The organism is Mesorhizobium sp. P160927 (genome assembly GCF_057766385.1).
The window spans coordinates 3,070,709-3,085,967 of record NZ_JBYMDW010000001.1; the positions used below are offsets into that span (position 1 = coordinate 3,070,709).

The following is a 15,259-nucleotide window of genomic DNA, read 5'->3' on the forward strand; positions in this document are numbered from 1 at the left end:
GAACCGATGAATGGCGCTAGCCGTTGAAGACAAAGGCCATCAGCAATTCGAGATCCAGCACCGGCGCACGCACCACGTTCAGCTGGCCCCGATAACGGCGTTCGCCGGCTCCGATCACAAATCCGCTCGCAACGGCAACGTCGCCATTGGTGTCGAGGCGGGCGAATATATCGGCCACGTTGAGATCCAGCGCCAGCTTCAGGTCCTGGCGCGTGTCTTCGTCGAATGCCGCCGGCAATTGTCGTTTGACCAATTGCTGGAACGGCGCATTGAACGTCACGATCTTCTTCGTCGAGGCCAAGGCGAAGGCCGGCGACGGGCAGGCAAGTAGAATGGCGTTTATCGTCCTGATAGATGCAAGCCTGCGCAAATTCAAATTCTCGCGCCCCAACTCGCGGATGCAGGCCACGCGGATTGCCGAGGTCAGGTTTCCTTTCTCCGCGTGACCTTCGGCGATCTCGTCGACCAGCATGCCGATCGTGCATTTGCGGCTCTCAGCCATCTGTTTCAGCGAAACCCAGAAAGCCCGTTCCAGCCGAATGCCGCGCCTGATACCGCCGCGCGCCACGACGCGGAACTCGAGTTCGAAATCTTCTGTCGGGAGGGGCAGAAGCAAGAGGTCGCTACCGGTCGCGGGAGAGGTGGCGCTAGCGCTCACTCATTGCCTCCTGGCGGGCTTTGTTGATCGGCTTCAGCAGGTAGCTCAGGATCGTCTTGCGACCGGTCTTGATATCCACGGAACAGATCATGCCGGGGATGATCGAATATACCTTTCCGTCTCGCTCCAGTGTCGATCTATCGGTTGAAACACGCACCTGATAGTAGGGCTCGCCCGTCTTCTGATCGACCAGGCTGTCGGCGGTTATGTTTGAAACCTTGCCTTCGATGCCGCCAAAGATCGAGAAATCGTAAGCCGTGACTTTGATCAAGGCATCCTGGTCTGGGCGGATAAAGGCGACATCGCGGGGCGAAACACGCGCTTCGACCAGCAATGTCTCGGAAGTGGGCACGATGCCGGCCACGACAGTACCCGGCTGGACGAAGGCGCCGACGGTGTTCAGTTCCATCGTGTTGACGATACCGTCCACCGGCGAGCGGATATCCGTTCGCGCGACCTTGTCGGTCGCGCCGCGAATGGTTTCGTCCACCACTGAAAGATCGGCCAGGGCCTGCGTCAGGTCATCGAGCGCTTCCTGCTTCAACTGCAGCCCGAGTTCCTCGACCTGGAGCTGCGCCTCGGTGATCGCCGACTTGCCCTTCTTTATCGTCTCGCCGGCCAGGTTCAATTGGCCGTTGAGTTCGGTCTGTTCCTGCTCGACCTTAAGCTGCTCGGTCCTTGCCATCAGACCTTTCTTGACCATCCCCTCGACCAGCTTCGCTTGCTGGTCGCTCACCGCCAGGTTTTTTGTCAGGCGGTCGAGATTGGCGTCCGCCTCGTCCAGTTCCTTTTCGCGCTGGTCGAGTCGCGACTTGAGCACCGACAGCTTGTTGTCGAAGTTTTCGCGCCGGGCAACGAGGAGATTTTGCTCGTTGTCACAGATTTCCGGCGCCACGGATTGGATGTCCTGCGGACAGGGAAACGATCCGGTGATGCTGCCGCTCTGTTCGTATTTGAGCCTGGCGATGCGTGTTTGCAGGGCCCGCGCCTTGGCTTGCTGTTCGCCGAGGCTGGACGTGTTCAAGGTATTGTCGAGACGGATAATGAGGTCGTTCTTCCTGACGACCTGCCCCACCTTCACGGCGATTTCCTGAACGACGCCCGGCTCGCTGGCTTGAATGACCTGGGTCTTGGAGGCCGGTATGACCTTGCCGTCGCCACGCGCGATCTCGTCGACCTCGGCGAAGGACGACCAAGCGACAAAGGCGACGAAGAGCGCCCCTATGATGAATATGGACGCCGTCGCAAAAAGCGGCGGGCGGTCTTCCCTGGCAAGCATTTCCCACGTCCCGTTATTATATCGGTTTCAGCCCGATATAATTTGTTCATTCAGGAATTCGTTCTCTGCAGCGCCTGAATGACTTGTTCTTTTGGCCCGTCAGCAACAATCTTTCCTTGTTCGACAACAATAAGGCGATCAGCCAATTCGAGCATGCTGAAGCGATGCGTCGAGACGATCAGCGTCGTGTTGTGGTCGAAAGCGGTCTTGAGTTGCTTTATCAGTTGCCGTTCCGACGCCAGATCCATCGAGCCGGACGGTTCATCCAGAAAGACGATCTTCGGCTTGGTCAAAAGCAGCCGGGCGATCGCCACCGTCTGTCTCTGCCCACCGGAAAGATTGGTGCCCCGCTCACCGACATTCATGTCGTAGCCACGCGGGTGGCGAGACACGAACTCATCGACGCCGGCGGCTTTCGCGGCTTCGATGATTTGCTCGTCGGTCGCCTCCGGAGACGCCATCAGCAGGTTCTCCTTGATGGTGCCCGAAAACAGATCGCCGGCTTGCGCGACGATGCCGACGGCGGCGCGCACCTCTGACGGGTGATACTGGCGGATGTCGATGCCATCCACCAGCAATTCGCCGGAGCTTGGCAGAAAAAGCCTGCCGATCAGGCGTCCCATCGTCGTCTTGCCTGACCCGATGCGGCCGATGATGCCGATCCGCTCTCCCGGCTTCACCGAAAAGTTCAGGCCAGACAGAACCTCGTTTTCCGATCCGGGGTAGACGAAGCCGACATTCTTGAACGTCATCGCTCCATTGCGAATCGGGCGATTGACGAAGCCCACCGTATCCGGCCGGTCCTCCGGCTGGGCCATGATGGAATTCACCATTCTCAAGGAGAGCATGGCCTGGCGAAATCTCGACAGGGTGATCGCGATCTGGCCGAGCGGAGCCACGGCCCGGCTCGCCAGCATCACCGTTCCGATGATGGCTCCTGTCGAAACATGCCCTTCCGAAAAGGCGTAGGCTCCAGCCACGACCAGGGCGACCGTCACAAGCTGCTGGATGGCCTGGGTGATGTTGCCGGCCGCCGCCGAGAGCTGCTTGATCTTCTCGGAGGTGTTGGCCGCATTCTTCGAATGCTCGCCCCACTTCCTCAGCAAATAGGCTTCGGCGCGCAGCGACTTGATCGTTTCCAGCGTGGAGATTGACTCGACCAGCAGAGCCTGGCGCTGGGAGGCTTCATTCATGGAGGCTGCGACCCGTTTGCCGATGCGGCGTTGCGTGACCAGGCCAACGACTACCGACGCCACGAATGCGAGGGCCGGGATGACGACCAGCCAGCCGCCGATCGCGTAGATGACGAGCAGGAAGATGAAGACGAAAGCCGTATCGATGAACACGCTGATCGTGTTGGAGGTGAAAAATTCCCTGACGAACTCATATTGGGTGATGCGGTTGGCATATTCGCCTGTCGAGCCCGGGCGCGCGGATAGGGATGAATTCAGCACCTTCTCGAACAGCAGATACGATATCCGCAAATCCGCCTTGCGCCCGGCATAGTCGATGAGCGAAGCTCGGGCCGTTTTCAAAAGCAGATCGAAGAGAATGACGGCGCCGATGCCGATCGCCAGCACCCAAAGCGTCGATATCGCCTTGTTCGGCAATATGCGGTCATAGACATTCATGGTGAAGATCGGCGAGGCGATGGCCAAAAGGTTGATGAAGATCGCCGACAGCACGACCTTGGAATAGGTGCGCCAGAAAGCGCCCATTGTCCCCGTCAGCCAATGGCGCCGCTCGATCTGCTGCGCCGAGCCGACCTTCATGCCCTCGGTGGCGTTGGCATAGGTGATGGAGAAGGATACACCGCCACTGATGTAACTTGCGGCCAACTCGGATTTGCCGACAGTAGTGCGCCCGTCTTCCTGCGGGGCCGTGAGATACCCGTCGCCGTCGGTTTCCGCCAGCAGGGCGATCGGCAACTGACTGACGCGGAAGAGAATTGCCGGGAGATCCACGCGACCGCGCAGGAAGTCGCGATGGTTGAATTCCTGGGTCTCGAGACCGATACGCTCGGCAAGATGTCGGATCTCGGTGACCTCGATTCGCGTGTCCGAAATCGGCACTCCGGCAAACAGCACGGTCTCGGCGCTCGGCCTGCCGAGATAGGCGGCCACCGCCGAAAAGCAGGCCTTGAACGCCTCCTTGGGCGACAGAATATGTGGCTGCTGATTCACGACCCGCCCGCCAGAACCCCTAACACTCCTTAAGGCTCACTTCTTCCTGACAGGGGCGAGGATGTCGAAGGGCAGATCGTTCTTCTGTTCCGACGGGGTCCGTGCATAGGTTTCGGTGTCCGGGATCTCCGGAACCGCGAATTCCTCCTTGGCATAGGCCGCGGCCTGCTTCGGCGGCTGGATGTCCATCGTTTTCAGCAACTGCCCGGTTGCCGCCAGAAGCCGGTATTGGGCAAAGAGGGATGCGTAGGACGCGGTGTCCGCCAGCGTTGCTGTGTTGAACCGCGTATTCTGCGCATCCAGCACATCCAGCAGCGAGCGCTGTCCGACCTTGAACTGCTCGCGATAAGAGGCAACCAGCTTCTCGTTGGAAGCGGCTTGCAGCTTCAGGGTCTTTGCCAGGTCGGCTTGCCGGAAGCGGCGATCCCAAGACGTGCGAACGGCTTCTTCGATCTCCCGCAGAACCTGATGCAGCCCAAGCCGCTGTTCGCTGGCGCGGCGGATCTGCTCCTGTTCATTCGCTTTGTCGATGCCGCCCCGATACAGGTTCCACCGCAGCACCACCCGTGCCTGCAGATCGGACGTGTCTCCATTGTCGCCGTCAATGTCGTATCCGGCGCGGGCAACGCCTTCGGCGACGACCGACGGGCCGTATTTCGCCCGAGCGGCGTCAACCTGCGAGCCCGCGGCGGCGATATCGCTATTGGCCATGTGGACGCGCGGGTTGTTCTCCCGCGCAATGCCCAGCGCGTCGTCCAGGGACCTTGGCAGCGCAGAGGAAACATCGCCTGGCCGCGATGCATTGGTCAGAGGTTTCCCGACGGTCTTGAAGAAGCGTATCCTCGAGGCCTCGAGTTCCTCGGAAGCCTCCTGCATGCGGGCCTTGGCCGCAAACAAGCGCTCCTCGGCCTGTTGCCGGTCTGCTTCGTTCAACCCGCCGCCTGCTATGCCTTCCCTGATGTCGTGGAGAATCGCTTGGTGGAAGCCCAGATTCTTCTTTGCCTCGGTCACGATCGAGGCCTGAAGCATGTATTCCAGGTAATCCTGGACGACAGACAGCCCGATGAACTCGGATCGCTCCAGCACGCGGAATGAGGCGCCATCGACTCGCGAGGCTTGACGGTTGAGTTCGGCTCGCCTTGCGCCACTATCATAAAGCGTTTGCGAAACCGTCAGATCGGTCTCCGCGGGATAAAGCGCATCGTGCTCGATGGAGAGCGCGCGGCGGGAGGAGTTGTCCAGACGGCGAGCACCAGCGGATGCCTCCAGGTCGACGCTTGGAAGATAGAGCCCTTTTGCTTGCCGCAGTTCGAACTCGATGGCCTCGCGGTTTTCGATGGCTTGGCCGATTTCCGGGTTGGATTCCACCGCGACCGCCATGGCTTCCTTGAGTGTCAGTGCATGCGCCCCCCAGCAGCTCAGCATGGTAGCCGTCATCAAGAGACCAACGCCCATGACCTTGGTCGACAGACCTGTCGTCTTCATTTTCCCACCCACGTTTCCCCGCGCTTTTTAAGAGCGCCCCAGCCAGGCTTGGCGCCTGGCCTTGCCACTATCTTGCAAATTAATGTCCGCGTTTCATTATTAAGCTGTGACTTAATCATAGAATCTAAGCAGACGGCCAAAAAATGTAGCAAAAATAGCACACATTTGAGACGCTGACGGGACCAAGTGCCGGTATGGTAGCTGAAGCCCGAGACAAGATATGGAAGATGGACAACAGCAAGCTTGTTCTCGCATATGCCGACGAGTACGCATGTCCGCAAACAAAGTTGCTCTTGCGGACGCAACAAGGCGCCTTCAACGGTTCGGGGCAGGAGGATTTGCTCCGGCCCCACCCAGATTGACAACATGTTCTGGTCGCGCTTTCACCCGGTGTGGTTGGTGCATCGCCGAGGCACGGCCGAGCGTGACACTTCTTGGTCAAGTCTGGGCTCAGGGTATTGGGAGCAGGGCCTGTTCGGCGCGTGCTTCGGTCTCGAATGGAGTCTGCGTTTGGCTGGGGCGCCAGGATTCGAACCTGGGAATGTCGGTACCAAAAACCGATGCCTTACCACTTGGCGACGCCCCAATAGCCGTCAGAGTCGCTGTGCGGCGCGTTATTAGCAGAGCAGCCGAAAAGCACAATGCTATGAATGACTGCGAAGACGCTCGGCTGACCAGCGATGCAATCGGCGCCAGGTGATCCACAAACGGACTAGTGGGACCACACAGCCAGCTCGTTGCCGGCTGGATCGACGAAGTGGAAGCGTCGGCCGCCAGGGAATGAGATATCGGCCTGACGATCGTTCCGCCGGCACTTTCGACGGCGCGAAGGGTTTCCTCCAGATTGTCGCTGTAAAGCACGGGCAACGGCTTGGCCGGTGCTTCCGCGGCATCGGCCTGAAAACCGCCATCCAGGCCCTCGGCGAAGGCCGAATAGGTCGGCCCATAATCCGTGAAGGACCAGGCGAAGGCGGCGCTGTAGAAGGCCTTCAACCGATCCAGTGTGCCGGCGGTCGCCGGCATCTCCAGATAGTCGAGCTTTCCAGGCTGTTTCATGGCGCACCTCTTGTTCCCTTTATGTTCTAGAGGTCGCGCCGTGAGGTGGCAAGTCTTTTTGCCACAGGCCCAGGGGGAGTTTTTTCTTAATCGATTGTAGCGGCCGAACGGCTTGCCGACGCCTTGCCTTTCGCACTGCAGCATCATATCGCTCCAAAGTCGGGCACGATGGAACTTTGCGTTTCGCCAATCTTTCCAATCTCCTGCAACCGGAGAGCAAGCATGACCAAATGGGTTTTCACCTTTGGCGATGGTGCGGCGGAAGGCCGTGCCAGCGACAAGAATCTGCTGGGCGGGAAGGGCGCCAACCTGGCCGAGATGTGCAGCCTGGGGCTGCCAGTGCCGCCGGGCTTTACGATCACCACCGAGGTCTGCAATGCCTATTATGCCAACGGTCGCACCCACCCGGCGGGATTGGAGGCTGATGTCGCGGTCGCCCTCGACCATATCGGCCGGCTGACCGGTCGCCGGTTCGGCGACCCGTCGAAGCTGCTCCTGGTTTCGGTGCGTTCCGGCGCCCGGGCGTCGATGCCCGGCATGATGGATACCGTGCTCAATCTCGGATTGAACGACGAGACAGTCGAGGCGCTGGCCGCCGATTCCGGCGATGCGCGCTTTGCCTATGACAGCTACCGCCGTTTCATCCAGATGTATTCCGACGTCGTCATGGGCCTCGATCACGAGGTGTTCGAGGAAATCCTGGAAGACCAGAAAGCCGGCCTCGGCCACGAGCTCGACACCGAACTGACGGCGACCGAATGGCAAGGCGTCATCGCGCTCTACAAGGCCAAGGTCGAGGAGGAACTCGGCAGGCCGTTCCCGCAGGATCCGCACGAGCAACTCTGGGGAGCGATCGGCGCGGTGTTTTCAAGCTGGATGAACAACCGGGCCATCACCTACCGGCGTCTGCACGATATCCCAGAAAGCTGGGGCACGGCGGTCAATGTCCAGGCCATGGTGTTTGGCAATATGGGCGAGACCTCGGCCACCGGCGTTGCCTTCACCCGCAACCCCTCGACCGGTGAAAAAATGCTTTATGGCGAGTTCCTGGTGAATGCGCAGGGCGAGGATGTCGTCGCCGGCATCCGCACGCCGCAGAACATCACCGAGGCTGCGCGCATCGCGGCCGGTTCCGACAAGCCGTCGCTGCAGAAGCTGATGCCGGATGCCTTCCAGTCCTTCGTCACCATCTCCGACAGCCTGGAAAAGCACTACCGCGACATGCAGGATCTCGAATTCACCATCGAGCGCGGCAAGTTGTGGATGCTGCAGACCCGGTCCGGCAAGCGGACCGCCAAGGCGGCGCTCAGGATCGCGGTTGAAATGGCAAGGGACAGCCTGATCACGAAGCAAGAAGCCGTCGCACGCATCGATCCGGCATCTCTTGACCAATTGCTCCACCCGACCATCGACCCGAAGGCCGCGCGAGACGTCATCGGCGTCGGGCTGCCGGCGTCTCCGGGGGCTGCCACCGGCGAGATCGTCTTTTCCTCCGGCGATGCCGAGGATCTGAAGACACAGGGGCGCAAGGCGATCCTGGTGCGTATCGAGACCAGTCCGGAAGATATTCATGGCATGCATGCGGCCGAAGGCATCCTGACCACGCGCGGCGGCATGACCAGCCACGCCGCGGTCGTCGCGCGCGGCATGGGCAAGCCTTGCGTGTCCGGAGCCGGCTCGCTGCGCGTCGACTACAAGGCAGGCACACTGATCTCGATGGGGCAGACCTTCCGCAAAGGTGACATCATCACCATCGACGGCGGCAACGGCCAGGTGCTCAAGGGCGCCGTGGCGATGCTGCAGCCGGAATTGTCCGGCGATTTCGCCGCCATCATGGAATGGGCGGACGCGGTGCGCCGCATGAAGGTGCGCACCAATGCCGAAACGCCGCTCGATGCCCGCATGGCGCGCTCCTTCGGCGCCGAGGGCATTGGGCTATGCCGCACTGAGCACATGTTCTTCGACGGCGCCCGGATCGTCGCGATGCGCGAGATGATCCTGGCCGACAGCGAGAAGGACCGCCGCGCGGCGCTGGCCAAGCTTCTGCCCATGCAGCGCTCGGATTTCCTGGAACTGTTCGAGATCATGGCCGGCCTGCCGGTGACGATCCGCCTGCTCGATCCGCCGCTGCACGAATTCCTGCCCAAGACCGAAGCGGAAGTCGCCGAAGTCGCGGCCGCCATGAACGTGTCGGCAGACAAGCTCAGGCAGCGCACCGAGGCCTTGCACGAATTCAACCCGATGCTAGGCCATCGCGGCTGCCGGCTCGCCGTCTCCTACCCCGAGATCGCCGAGATGCAGGCGCGCGCCATTTTCGAGGCGGCGGTCGAGGCCGGCAAGAAAGCCGGCGCGCTGGTCGTCCCCGAGATCATGGTGCCGCTGGTCGGTCTGGCGAAGGAACTCGATTTTGTGAAGGCGCGCATCGACGCCGTCGCCAAGAGCGTCATGGACGAGAGCGGCGTCAACATCGATTACTTGACTGGGACCATGATTGAACTCCCCCGCGCGGCGATCCGCGCCCATGTCATTGCCGAGTCGGCCGAATTCTTCTCCTTCGGCACCAACGATCTCACCCAGACCACCTTCGGCATCTCGCGCGACGATGCCGCCTCCTTCCTGGAGACGTATCGCCAGAAGGGCATTATCGAGCAGGATCCGTTCGTCTCGCTCGACATTGAGGGCGTCGGCGAACTGGTGCGCATGGCGGCGCAGAAGGGCAGGGCGACGCGACCCGACATCAAGCTTGGCATCTGCGGCGAACATGGCGGCGATCCCTCGTCGATCCGCTTCTGCGAGGAGGTCGGGCTCGACTACGTCTCCTGCTCGCCTTACCGCGTGCCGATCGCCAGGCTGGCAGCGGCGCAGGCCGCAGTGCAGACAACGACGACGGCTCGTGGATAGACCGGTCCGAGCTTACGGTTTTGTATGAAAACTCACGCGAACGTGCTAGAGGTATCGCGCAATCTCGCCATTGTTTCTGACCAATTTCGTGATGATCGCCAAACGTCTCCGGAAACATATGTTGCAGATTTCACCCGCTCCGTTCCGCTCGATCCTGATCATTCAAACGAAGTTTATAGGCGATATCGTCCTCGCCTCGACGCTCGCTAGGAACCTTCGGCTCGAATTCCCCGGTGCCAGCATTGTGTTCCTCTGCGAAGCGCACTTGGAGAGCTTCGTGGTTGCGCATGGCCTCGCTTCCGAGGTGGTTCCGTTCAGGCGGGCTCGCGCGCGGGGCACCCCGCTGGAGCGCGGAAAAGAGCTCTACGCAACGGTGAAGGCACTGCGCGGCTTCCGCTTCGATTTGACGATCGACTTGACCGATTCAAAGACCTCTCGGCTTCTCAGCGGCTTGGTCAACGCAAAGACGCGAGTCGGCTACAATCCCCCGGAAAGGCCGCTGAAGCTGCTGGAGGGGCAGCCCGCCAATGTGTTCGCCAAACCATTCGGGTTTGGCGGCCAGCATTTTGTTTATCGCTATCTCTCCCCTCTTGAAGCGCTCGGCATCGATCTGCGGGTGACGGTACCGAGCCTCCAGCCGCCGCCAATCGAGGCCGCGAAAGCCTTGGCGCTTCTGGGCACGCACCACATCCGTCCGAACGCCTTCGTCGCTGTCCACGCAGGCGCGAGTTTCAAGGGCCGGCAGTGGCAGCCGGAACGGTTCGCCGAGGCCATTGACCAGATTGCGGCCGAAACCGGACTGGGCATCGTCCTGGTGGGAGGGCCGGGCGAAGGTGAAACCGCCGCGCGGATCGTTGCCGAGACGGCGACGCCGGTGGTCGACCTGGTCGGAGCGCTGTCGCTCGAGACCCTGCTGGCCGTTCTGGAACAGGCTCGGCTGTTTCTGGGCAATGAAAGCGGGCCGATGCATATGGCCGCTGCCGCCGGCACCCCGGTTGTCGGCCTTTTCGGCCTGACGCATCCGTCGCGCTGGGGACCTGTCGGCGTGCCCAGCATCGCGCTTCGGCCGTCAATGCCATGTGACTGCGTGGCCAAGGATTTGTGTCGCCGAACCGATCCCAGCAAGGCGTGCTGCGTTTGGCGCCTGGAGGTGAAGCCGGTTGTCGAAGCGGCGCGCGAAATTCTCGCGCGCACTGAGCTGAAAAATGAACGCTCTGGCTGAGGGCGATGGAACGGCAAGACTGTCGCTGAACGGCTCGTCGACCAAGTGGGAGGTCAAATTGCCGCGCCAGGCGTTTTTCTGCTATCCCCCGTCCGATTTCCGCCTTCATGCGGGTCTTGGGATATCGGCTTGAAACCGACCGGTCGGGAACTTGGTTCGATGCATTTGCCGCAAAAACATCTCTGCGTGATTGCCATGTCGGTGGCGCTGATATCCAGCGCTCATGGCGCGCCGCTGGTCGAACCCACGCTGCACATCAAGCCGGCTGAAAGCGGAACCGGTCGCGTTGCACTCACGCTCGATGCCTGCGGCGGCAAGACTGACACGCGCATTCTCTCGGCGTTGGTGGACAACAAGATACCGGCCACCATTTTCGTCACCGGCGTCTGGCTGAAGCGCAACGCCGAGGCCGTGGCGATCATGCGGGCTCATCCCGACCTGTTCGAACTGGAAAATCACGGTGGCCGTCATATTCCGGCTGTCGACACGCCCCGGAAGATTTATGGCATACGCAGTGCCGGCAGCCCGGAAGCAGTCCTTGCCGAAGTCGAGTCGGGGGCCGCGGCTCTGGCCACGACCGGCGAACCGGCGCCGAAATGGTTCCGTGGCGCAACAGCCGAATACAGTCCCTCGGCGATTGCGATGATCCGCAAGCTCGGCTTCAAGATTGCCGGCTTCTCGATCAATGGCGACGGCGGCTCGCTGCTCGGCGCCAAGGAGACGGCCAGGCGCATTGCCGCCGCCAAGGACGGTGATGTCATCATCTCCCACATCAATCAGCCGACCCATGCTGCCGGCGAGGGCGTGGTTCAGGGCCTGCTGGCGCTCAAGGACAGGGGCATGACCTTCGTACGCCTCGACGATGCCGACGGAACTGGCAACCACGGCACCACGGACTAGAGGCCGGCATCACCTGAATATCGATGCCTCCTGAGTGTCTTCAAGCCGAAGCGTTCAGTCCGGCTTGGCCTCGATGCTGACCTTGCTGGCGTAGAACGCGCCGTGGTCGCGGATGGCGGTCATCTCGTCGAAGGGCTGCCGATAGGCCCACATCGCGTCCTTGCCCGCTTCGCCCGCCGGCAGCACGCTCCAATAACTGGCATCACCCTTGTAGGGGCAGTGCGTCGCGTGATCCGTTCGGCTGAGCTTGTCGAAATCGATGTCGGCGAACGGAATATAGAACGCGGCGGGGTAGGGGGCCTCCGTCAGCACCTTCGCCTTGGCGGAAGAAGCAATGACCGTACTGCCGGCGCGGATTGTGACCGTCCCGGAATAGGGCTCTATCGTGATGATCTTGTCGGGATTGCGCTGGAAGCCGGGTGCCGGGTTGGCGATCTTGTCCATGCTGGTTCTCCTTGCCCCGACCTTAGGTGTGGTGGGCGGCCGGATAGAACAAGGCCCCCGGTAACAAACAAACAGACGCCAAGCGCCCGTGCGTGGCGCAAGACTGACCTTCGCGTGGCAGCGGAAAATCAGGCAGCGGTTTTGAAGGCGTCCATCAGCCCGGCATAGGCGGCCGCGATGCCCGCCACCGGGTTGCTGCTTCTCGAGATGGTCTCGACTTTCAGCGACCCTCCGACGGTTGGCAAGGTGAGCAGCAGGAACTGGCGATTGCCGCCATCGCCGACGGATGCCGCCGCGACGTGCTGGCCTTCGCCTTCGTTCTGGACGCACATCTTGAACAGCAGTGTGCCGCCGACCGCTTCTAGGGCGCCCCCGACAACTTCGACGAACTCGTCTTCGGAAACAGTCTTTTCGTCCGGCACCAGATCGGCCAGGCTTTCGGCAAGCGTACTCTCGAGAACCTTATCGTCGAGCGCGTCCATGCGAACCTCTTTCAGTCGCCAATCGCACCCCTTTGCCCGTTAACGAAGCTTAACACCGACGATGGCCGGATTATGGCACTTTCTGCGGTTGGTCCGACCACGAGGAGTTTGCGCCGATGGAATCTATTTTAAGCTCCTGCAATTCGACCGGCGGGCGGCCAAATTTCAGGAGCGCTTCAGCAGCGACCAGACGGCCGGCACGAGGCTGGCCGCGAGCGCGACTTTGATGAGATCGCCGACGATGAACGGCACGACGCCGAACTGCCAGGATTTTTCCGGACCGATGAGCAGCGCCAGCCAGGCGAAACCCATCACCATCATCACCACTTCGGCAACCAGCATGGCGTTGAAAAGCTTGATCGGATGACGGTCCCAGCCACGGTCGGCGGCCCAGCCGACAATCGCCGCCATGACCACGAAGCCGGCGAGATAGCCGCCGGTCGAGCCAAGCATGTAGGCAATGCCGATGCCTTTTTCCGGCGTGCCCTGGAAGACCGGGAAGCCCATAGCCCCTTCCGCCATGTAGAGCAGCAGGGTGGCGACGCCGAGCCGCATGCCGAAGGCGGCGGCGATCAGCAGGACGGCAAGCGTCTGCATCGAGATGTCGACAGGCCCGAGCATCACCTTGGTCTTGGCCGAAAGAGTTAGGAGCAGCGTCCCGGCGATCGCCAGCAAAAACTGCGTTGCAAGTCGCGCGGCACCTTCCTGCGGCAAGGCCAGGAAAACAAGCGGGCGCGTCGTCGTTGCGGTTGTCATGGTCTTCCCCAATCCAATCTTGCCGCGAACCAGAAATCGCGGTCTTGCATTTTCCTATATTGGCTTGCGTGCTATGCGGCAATCTGTTTTGCCGTTCCGGGAACAAAGCGCCGACATGGCTCTCAAATTCGATACCAGCTTCGACCCCGCTTACGGCCGAGGTGTAAGCGTGGCCCCCGACGTGCAACGACTCACGGCCCCCAATCCCAGTCCCTTCACTTTCCACGGCACCAACAGCTACGTCGTGGGCCACGATACGCTGGCGGTGATCGATCCGGGACCCGATGACGAGGCGCATCTTCAGACCTTGCTCGACCTGATAGCGGGCCGGCCGGTGAGCCACATTTTCGTCAGCCACACGCATCGCGACCATTCTCCGCTGGCGGCCCGGTTGAAGGAGCGCACCGGCGCCCAAGTGCTGGCGGAGGGACGGCACCGGCCGGCGAGGCCCTTGCACATTGGCGAAACCAATGCGCTCGACGCCAGCGCCGACACCGCCTTCGTTCCCGATATCGCCTTGCCGGACGGCGAACTGGTCAGCGGCGACGGCTGGGCGATCCGGACCGTCCTGACGCCCGGCCACACCGCCAACCATGCGGCATTCGCGCTGGAAGGCACCGGCATCCTGTTTTCAGCCGATCACGTCATGGGCTGGGCAACGTCGATCGTCGCGCCGCCGGACGGGGCAATGGCCGACTACATGGCATCGCTGGACCGCCTGATCGAGCGCGGCGACCGGCTGCTGCTGCCTGGCCATGGGGGACCGGTGACGGCGCCGCGCGCTTTCATGCGCGGGCTGAAGACCCATCGCAAAATGCGTGAACGAGCCATATTGGAACGGATCAGGGCCGGCGACAGGACAATCCCCGACATGGTCAAGGCGATCTACAGGGATACCGATCCCCGGCTGCACGGCGCTGCCGGCCTGTCGGTGCTTGCCCATCTGGAGGACCTGGTGGCGCGCGGCGTGGTGGCGACGGACGTCGCTCCCGCAATAGATGGCATTTTCACGCCAGGCCGATAGCCCTGCCTGCACCCACCCGTTCACCCAACCATGGTCGCGGGCGCGCGATTTGCCCGAAAAATGCTATTGTGCCGGCGCCGCGCCGATCTGGCCGGCGACTTCCTGATCCAGTTCCGCGAGGAATTCAGTGATGCGCGCGGCATTGTCGCCAAGGTCGTGGCGGCCGTAACGCGAGGCGGAGCGCATGTCGACGATGACCGTGTCGCCGTCATCCGTGACGCGAATGGCGACGTCCGCAGGAAGGCCAAGAACGAAACTCGAGGCGACGGCGGTGATGGTCACCTCCGTCTGTCCGGCGAGTTCGGGATAAGGCTCCGAAAGGTCCCAGCCGCGCCGGTCGAGCACCGTTTCAACGGCATTGACGACGGTCTCGAACGGCAGGTCGTAGCTGCGTGCGGTGACCAATGGATAGCTGTCCGTCTGCAACGTCTGCTCACCTGGCGTTGATGGGGACACTGCGTTCATGTCCTTGGTCCGGTCGCTGACATCGAGCAGGGGCGGTTCATCGAAATCGGTCGAAATGTCCCGCAGCGGCGGATATATCGTCGCCCAGTAGGCGGCAACGCCGTAGGGGGTGAGCACCAGCAGCGCCAGCAAGGCGCCGACGGTGAGATCACGGCCACCACGGTCACCAAAATTCCACAGCCTCGCAAAGGCCAGGCCGGCAAACAGCAGCGCCAGCGCCGCCAGCAGGGCGGCAATGCCCAGCACCCACAGGAAGACCGGCGTTTGGACGAGGCCGAAGCGATGGCCGACAAAGTTCGTCAGCAAAAGCACCGCCGAAAAGGCGCCCGTGCGCCGCGACCAGCCGGCAGCCTTCGACGTTTGCCGTTCGGGAATGCTAACCATTATTCTCTGCGCTGCCCCAA

At 61.6% G+C, this 15,259-nt stretch carries 12 protein-coding genes, 1 tRNA gene and 1 pseudogene; 4 read left to right on the top strand and 10 right to left on the bottom strand.

What is annotated here, in order from left to right:
• Positions 1–16: 16 nt before the first annotated feature.
• The 6 genes and pseudogenes from AC3CB8_RS14750 to AC3CB8_RS14775 all read right to left on the bottom strand — a co-directional run bounded on the left by AC3CB8_RS14750 (position 17) and on the right by AC3CB8_RS14775 (position 6,661).
• Entirely contained in the window at positions 17–658 is a 642-nt protein-coding gene (locus tag AC3CB8_RS14750) for a ribbon-helix-helix domain-containing protein (protein ID WP_023772889.1), read from the bottom strand.
• Positions 648–1,937 carry an HlyD family type I secretion periplasmic adaptor subunit gene (locus tag AC3CB8_RS14755; RefSeq protein WP_352596472.1) on the bottom strand — a complete coding sequence of 430 codons (1,290 nt, stop codon included), beginning with the start codon at positions 1,935–1,937 and terminating at the stop codon, positions 648–650. The genes AC3CB8_RS14750 and AC3CB8_RS14755 overlap by 11 nt, the downstream gene beginning before the upstream one ends.
• A 50-nt stretch (positions 1,938–1,987) precedes the next feature.
• A complete protein-coding gene (locus AC3CB8_RS14760) occupies positions 1,988–4,120 on the bottom strand; it encodes a type I secretion system permease/ATPase (RefSeq protein ID WP_023783522.1) in 2,133 nt (710 codons plus the stop codon).
• Between the two features lie 36 nt (positions 4,121–4,156).
• The gene (locus tag AC3CB8_RS14765) at positions 4,157–5,605 is read right to left on the bottom strand and encodes a TolC family protein (protein ID WP_023772887.1); all 1,449 of its coding nucleotides are present in this window, start codon (positions 5,603–5,605) and stop codon (positions 4,157–4,159) included.
• Between the two features lie 511 nt (positions 5,606–6,116).
• Positions 6,117–6,191: transfer RNA gene (locus AC3CB8_RS14770), tRNA-Gln, on the bottom strand.
• Between the two features lie 126 nt (positions 6,192–6,317).
• A pseudogene (locus AC3CB8_RS14775) lies at positions 6,318–6,661 on the bottom strand (VOC family protein).
• A gap of 222 nt (positions 6,662–6,883) precedes the next feature.
• On the opposite strand from AC3CB8_RS14775, the gene ppdK reads away from it, so the two are divergent.
• The 3 genes from ppdK to AC3CB8_RS14790 all read left to right on the top strand — a co-directional run bounded on the left by ppdK (position 6,884) and on the right by AC3CB8_RS14790 (position 11,684).
• Positions 6,884–9,562, top strand: coding sequence for a pyruvate, phosphate dikinase (gene ppdK, locus AC3CB8_RS14780; RefSeq protein ID WP_023772885.1), 2,679 nt, complete (start codon positions 6,884–6,886; stop codon positions 9,560–9,562).
• Positions 9,563–9,653: 91 nt separating this feature from the next.
• The gene (locus AC3CB8_RS14785) at positions 9,654–10,784 is read left to right on the top strand and encodes a glycosyltransferase family 9 protein (RefSeq protein ID WP_352727039.1); all 1,131 of its coding nucleotides are present in this window, start codon (positions 9,654–9,656) and stop codon (positions 10,782–10,784) included.
• A gap of 159 nt (positions 10,785–10,943) precedes the next feature.
• Positions 10,944–11,684 (top strand): polysaccharide deacetylase family protein, encoded by a 741-nt coding sequence (locus AC3CB8_RS14790; RefSeq protein ID WP_352596551.1) that lies wholly within the window; start codon positions 10,944–10,946, stop codon positions 11,682–11,684.
• Positions 11,685–11,738: 54 nt separating this feature from the next.
• On the opposite strand, the gene AC3CB8_RS14795 is transcribed toward AC3CB8_RS14790, so the two are convergent.
• From AC3CB8_RS14795 to AC3CB8_RS14805, 3 genes are all read right to left on the bottom strand, one after another.
• Positions 11,739–12,128, bottom strand: coding sequence for a DUF427 domain-containing protein (locus tag AC3CB8_RS14795; RefSeq protein WP_023783523.1), 390 nt, complete (start codon positions 12,126–12,128; stop codon positions 11,739–11,741).
• A 128-nt stretch (positions 12,129–12,256) separates the two neighbouring features.
• Positions 12,257–12,610 (bottom strand): hypothetical protein, encoded by a 354-nt coding sequence (locus AC3CB8_RS14800; protein WP_352552770.1) that lies wholly within the window; start codon positions 12,608–12,610, stop codon positions 12,257–12,259.
• A 165-nt stretch (positions 12,611–12,775) separates the two neighbouring features.
• Complete coding sequence (locus tag AC3CB8_RS14805) at positions 12,776–13,366, bottom strand: biotin transporter BioY (RefSeq protein WP_352552768.1); 591 nt, start codon at positions 13,364–13,366, stop codon at positions 12,776–12,778.
• A gap of 115 nt (positions 13,367–13,481) precedes the next feature.
• On the opposite strand from AC3CB8_RS14805, the gene AC3CB8_RS14810 reads away from it, so the two are divergent.
• Positions 13,482–14,390 carry an MBL fold metallo-hydrolase gene (locus AC3CB8_RS14810; protein ID WP_023772880.1) on the top strand — a complete coding sequence of 303 codons (909 nt, stop codon included), beginning with the start codon at positions 13,482–13,484 and terminating at the stop codon, positions 14,388–14,390.
• Between the two features lie 63 nt (positions 14,391–14,453).
• Here the strand turns inward: AC3CB8_RS14810 and AC3CB8_RS14815 are convergent, their stop codons facing one another.
• Positions 14,454–15,239, bottom strand: a complete 786-nt coding sequence (locus AC3CB8_RS14815) for a DUF1499 domain-containing protein (protein WP_023772879.1) — start codon at positions 15,237–15,239, stop codon at positions 14,454–14,456.
• Positions 15,240–15,259: the final 20 nt, after the last annotated feature.

Excerpts from the sequence above, each read along its gene's own strand:
- AC3CB8_RS14755 (WP_352596472.1), bottom strand. The coding sequence starts at position 1,937 with ATGCTTGCCAGGGAAGACCGCCCGCCGCTTTTTGCGACGGCGTCCATA.
- AC3CB8_RS14765 (WP_023772887.1), bottom strand. The coding sequence starts at position 5,605 with ATGAAGACGACAGGTCTGTCGACCAAGGTCATGGGCGTTGGTCTCTTG.
- ppdK (WP_023772885.1), top strand. The coding sequence starts at position 6,884 with ATGACCAAATGGGTTTTCACCTTTGGCGATGGTGCGGCGGAAGGCCGT.
- AC3CB8_RS14785 (WP_352727039.1), top strand. The coding sequence starts at position 9,654 with ATGATCGCCAAACGTCTCCGGAAACATATGTTGCAGATTTCACCCGCT.
- AC3CB8_RS14790 (WP_352596551.1), top strand. The coding sequence starts at position 10,944 with ATGCATTTGCCGCAAAAACATCTCTGCGTGATTGCCATGTCGGTGGCG.
- AC3CB8_RS14795 (WP_023783523.1), bottom strand. The coding sequence starts at position 12,128 with ATGGACAAGATCGCCAACCCGGCACCCGGCTTCCAGCGCAATCCCGAC.
- AC3CB8_RS14800 (WP_352552770.1), bottom strand. The coding sequence starts at position 12,610 with ATGGACGCGCTCGACGATAAGGTTCTCGAGAGTACGCTTGCCGAAAGC.
- AC3CB8_RS14805 (WP_352552768.1), bottom strand. The coding sequence starts at position 13,366 with ATGACAACCGCAACGACGACGCGCCCGCTTGTTTTCCTGGCCTTGCCG.
- AC3CB8_RS14810 (WP_023772880.1), top strand. The coding sequence starts at position 13,482 with ATGGCTCTCAAATTCGATACCAGCTTCGACCCCGCTTACGGCCGAGGT.
- AC3CB8_RS14815 (WP_023772879.1), bottom strand. The coding sequence starts at position 15,239 with ATGGTTAGCATTCCCGAACGGCAAACGTCGAAGGCTGCCGGCTGGTCG.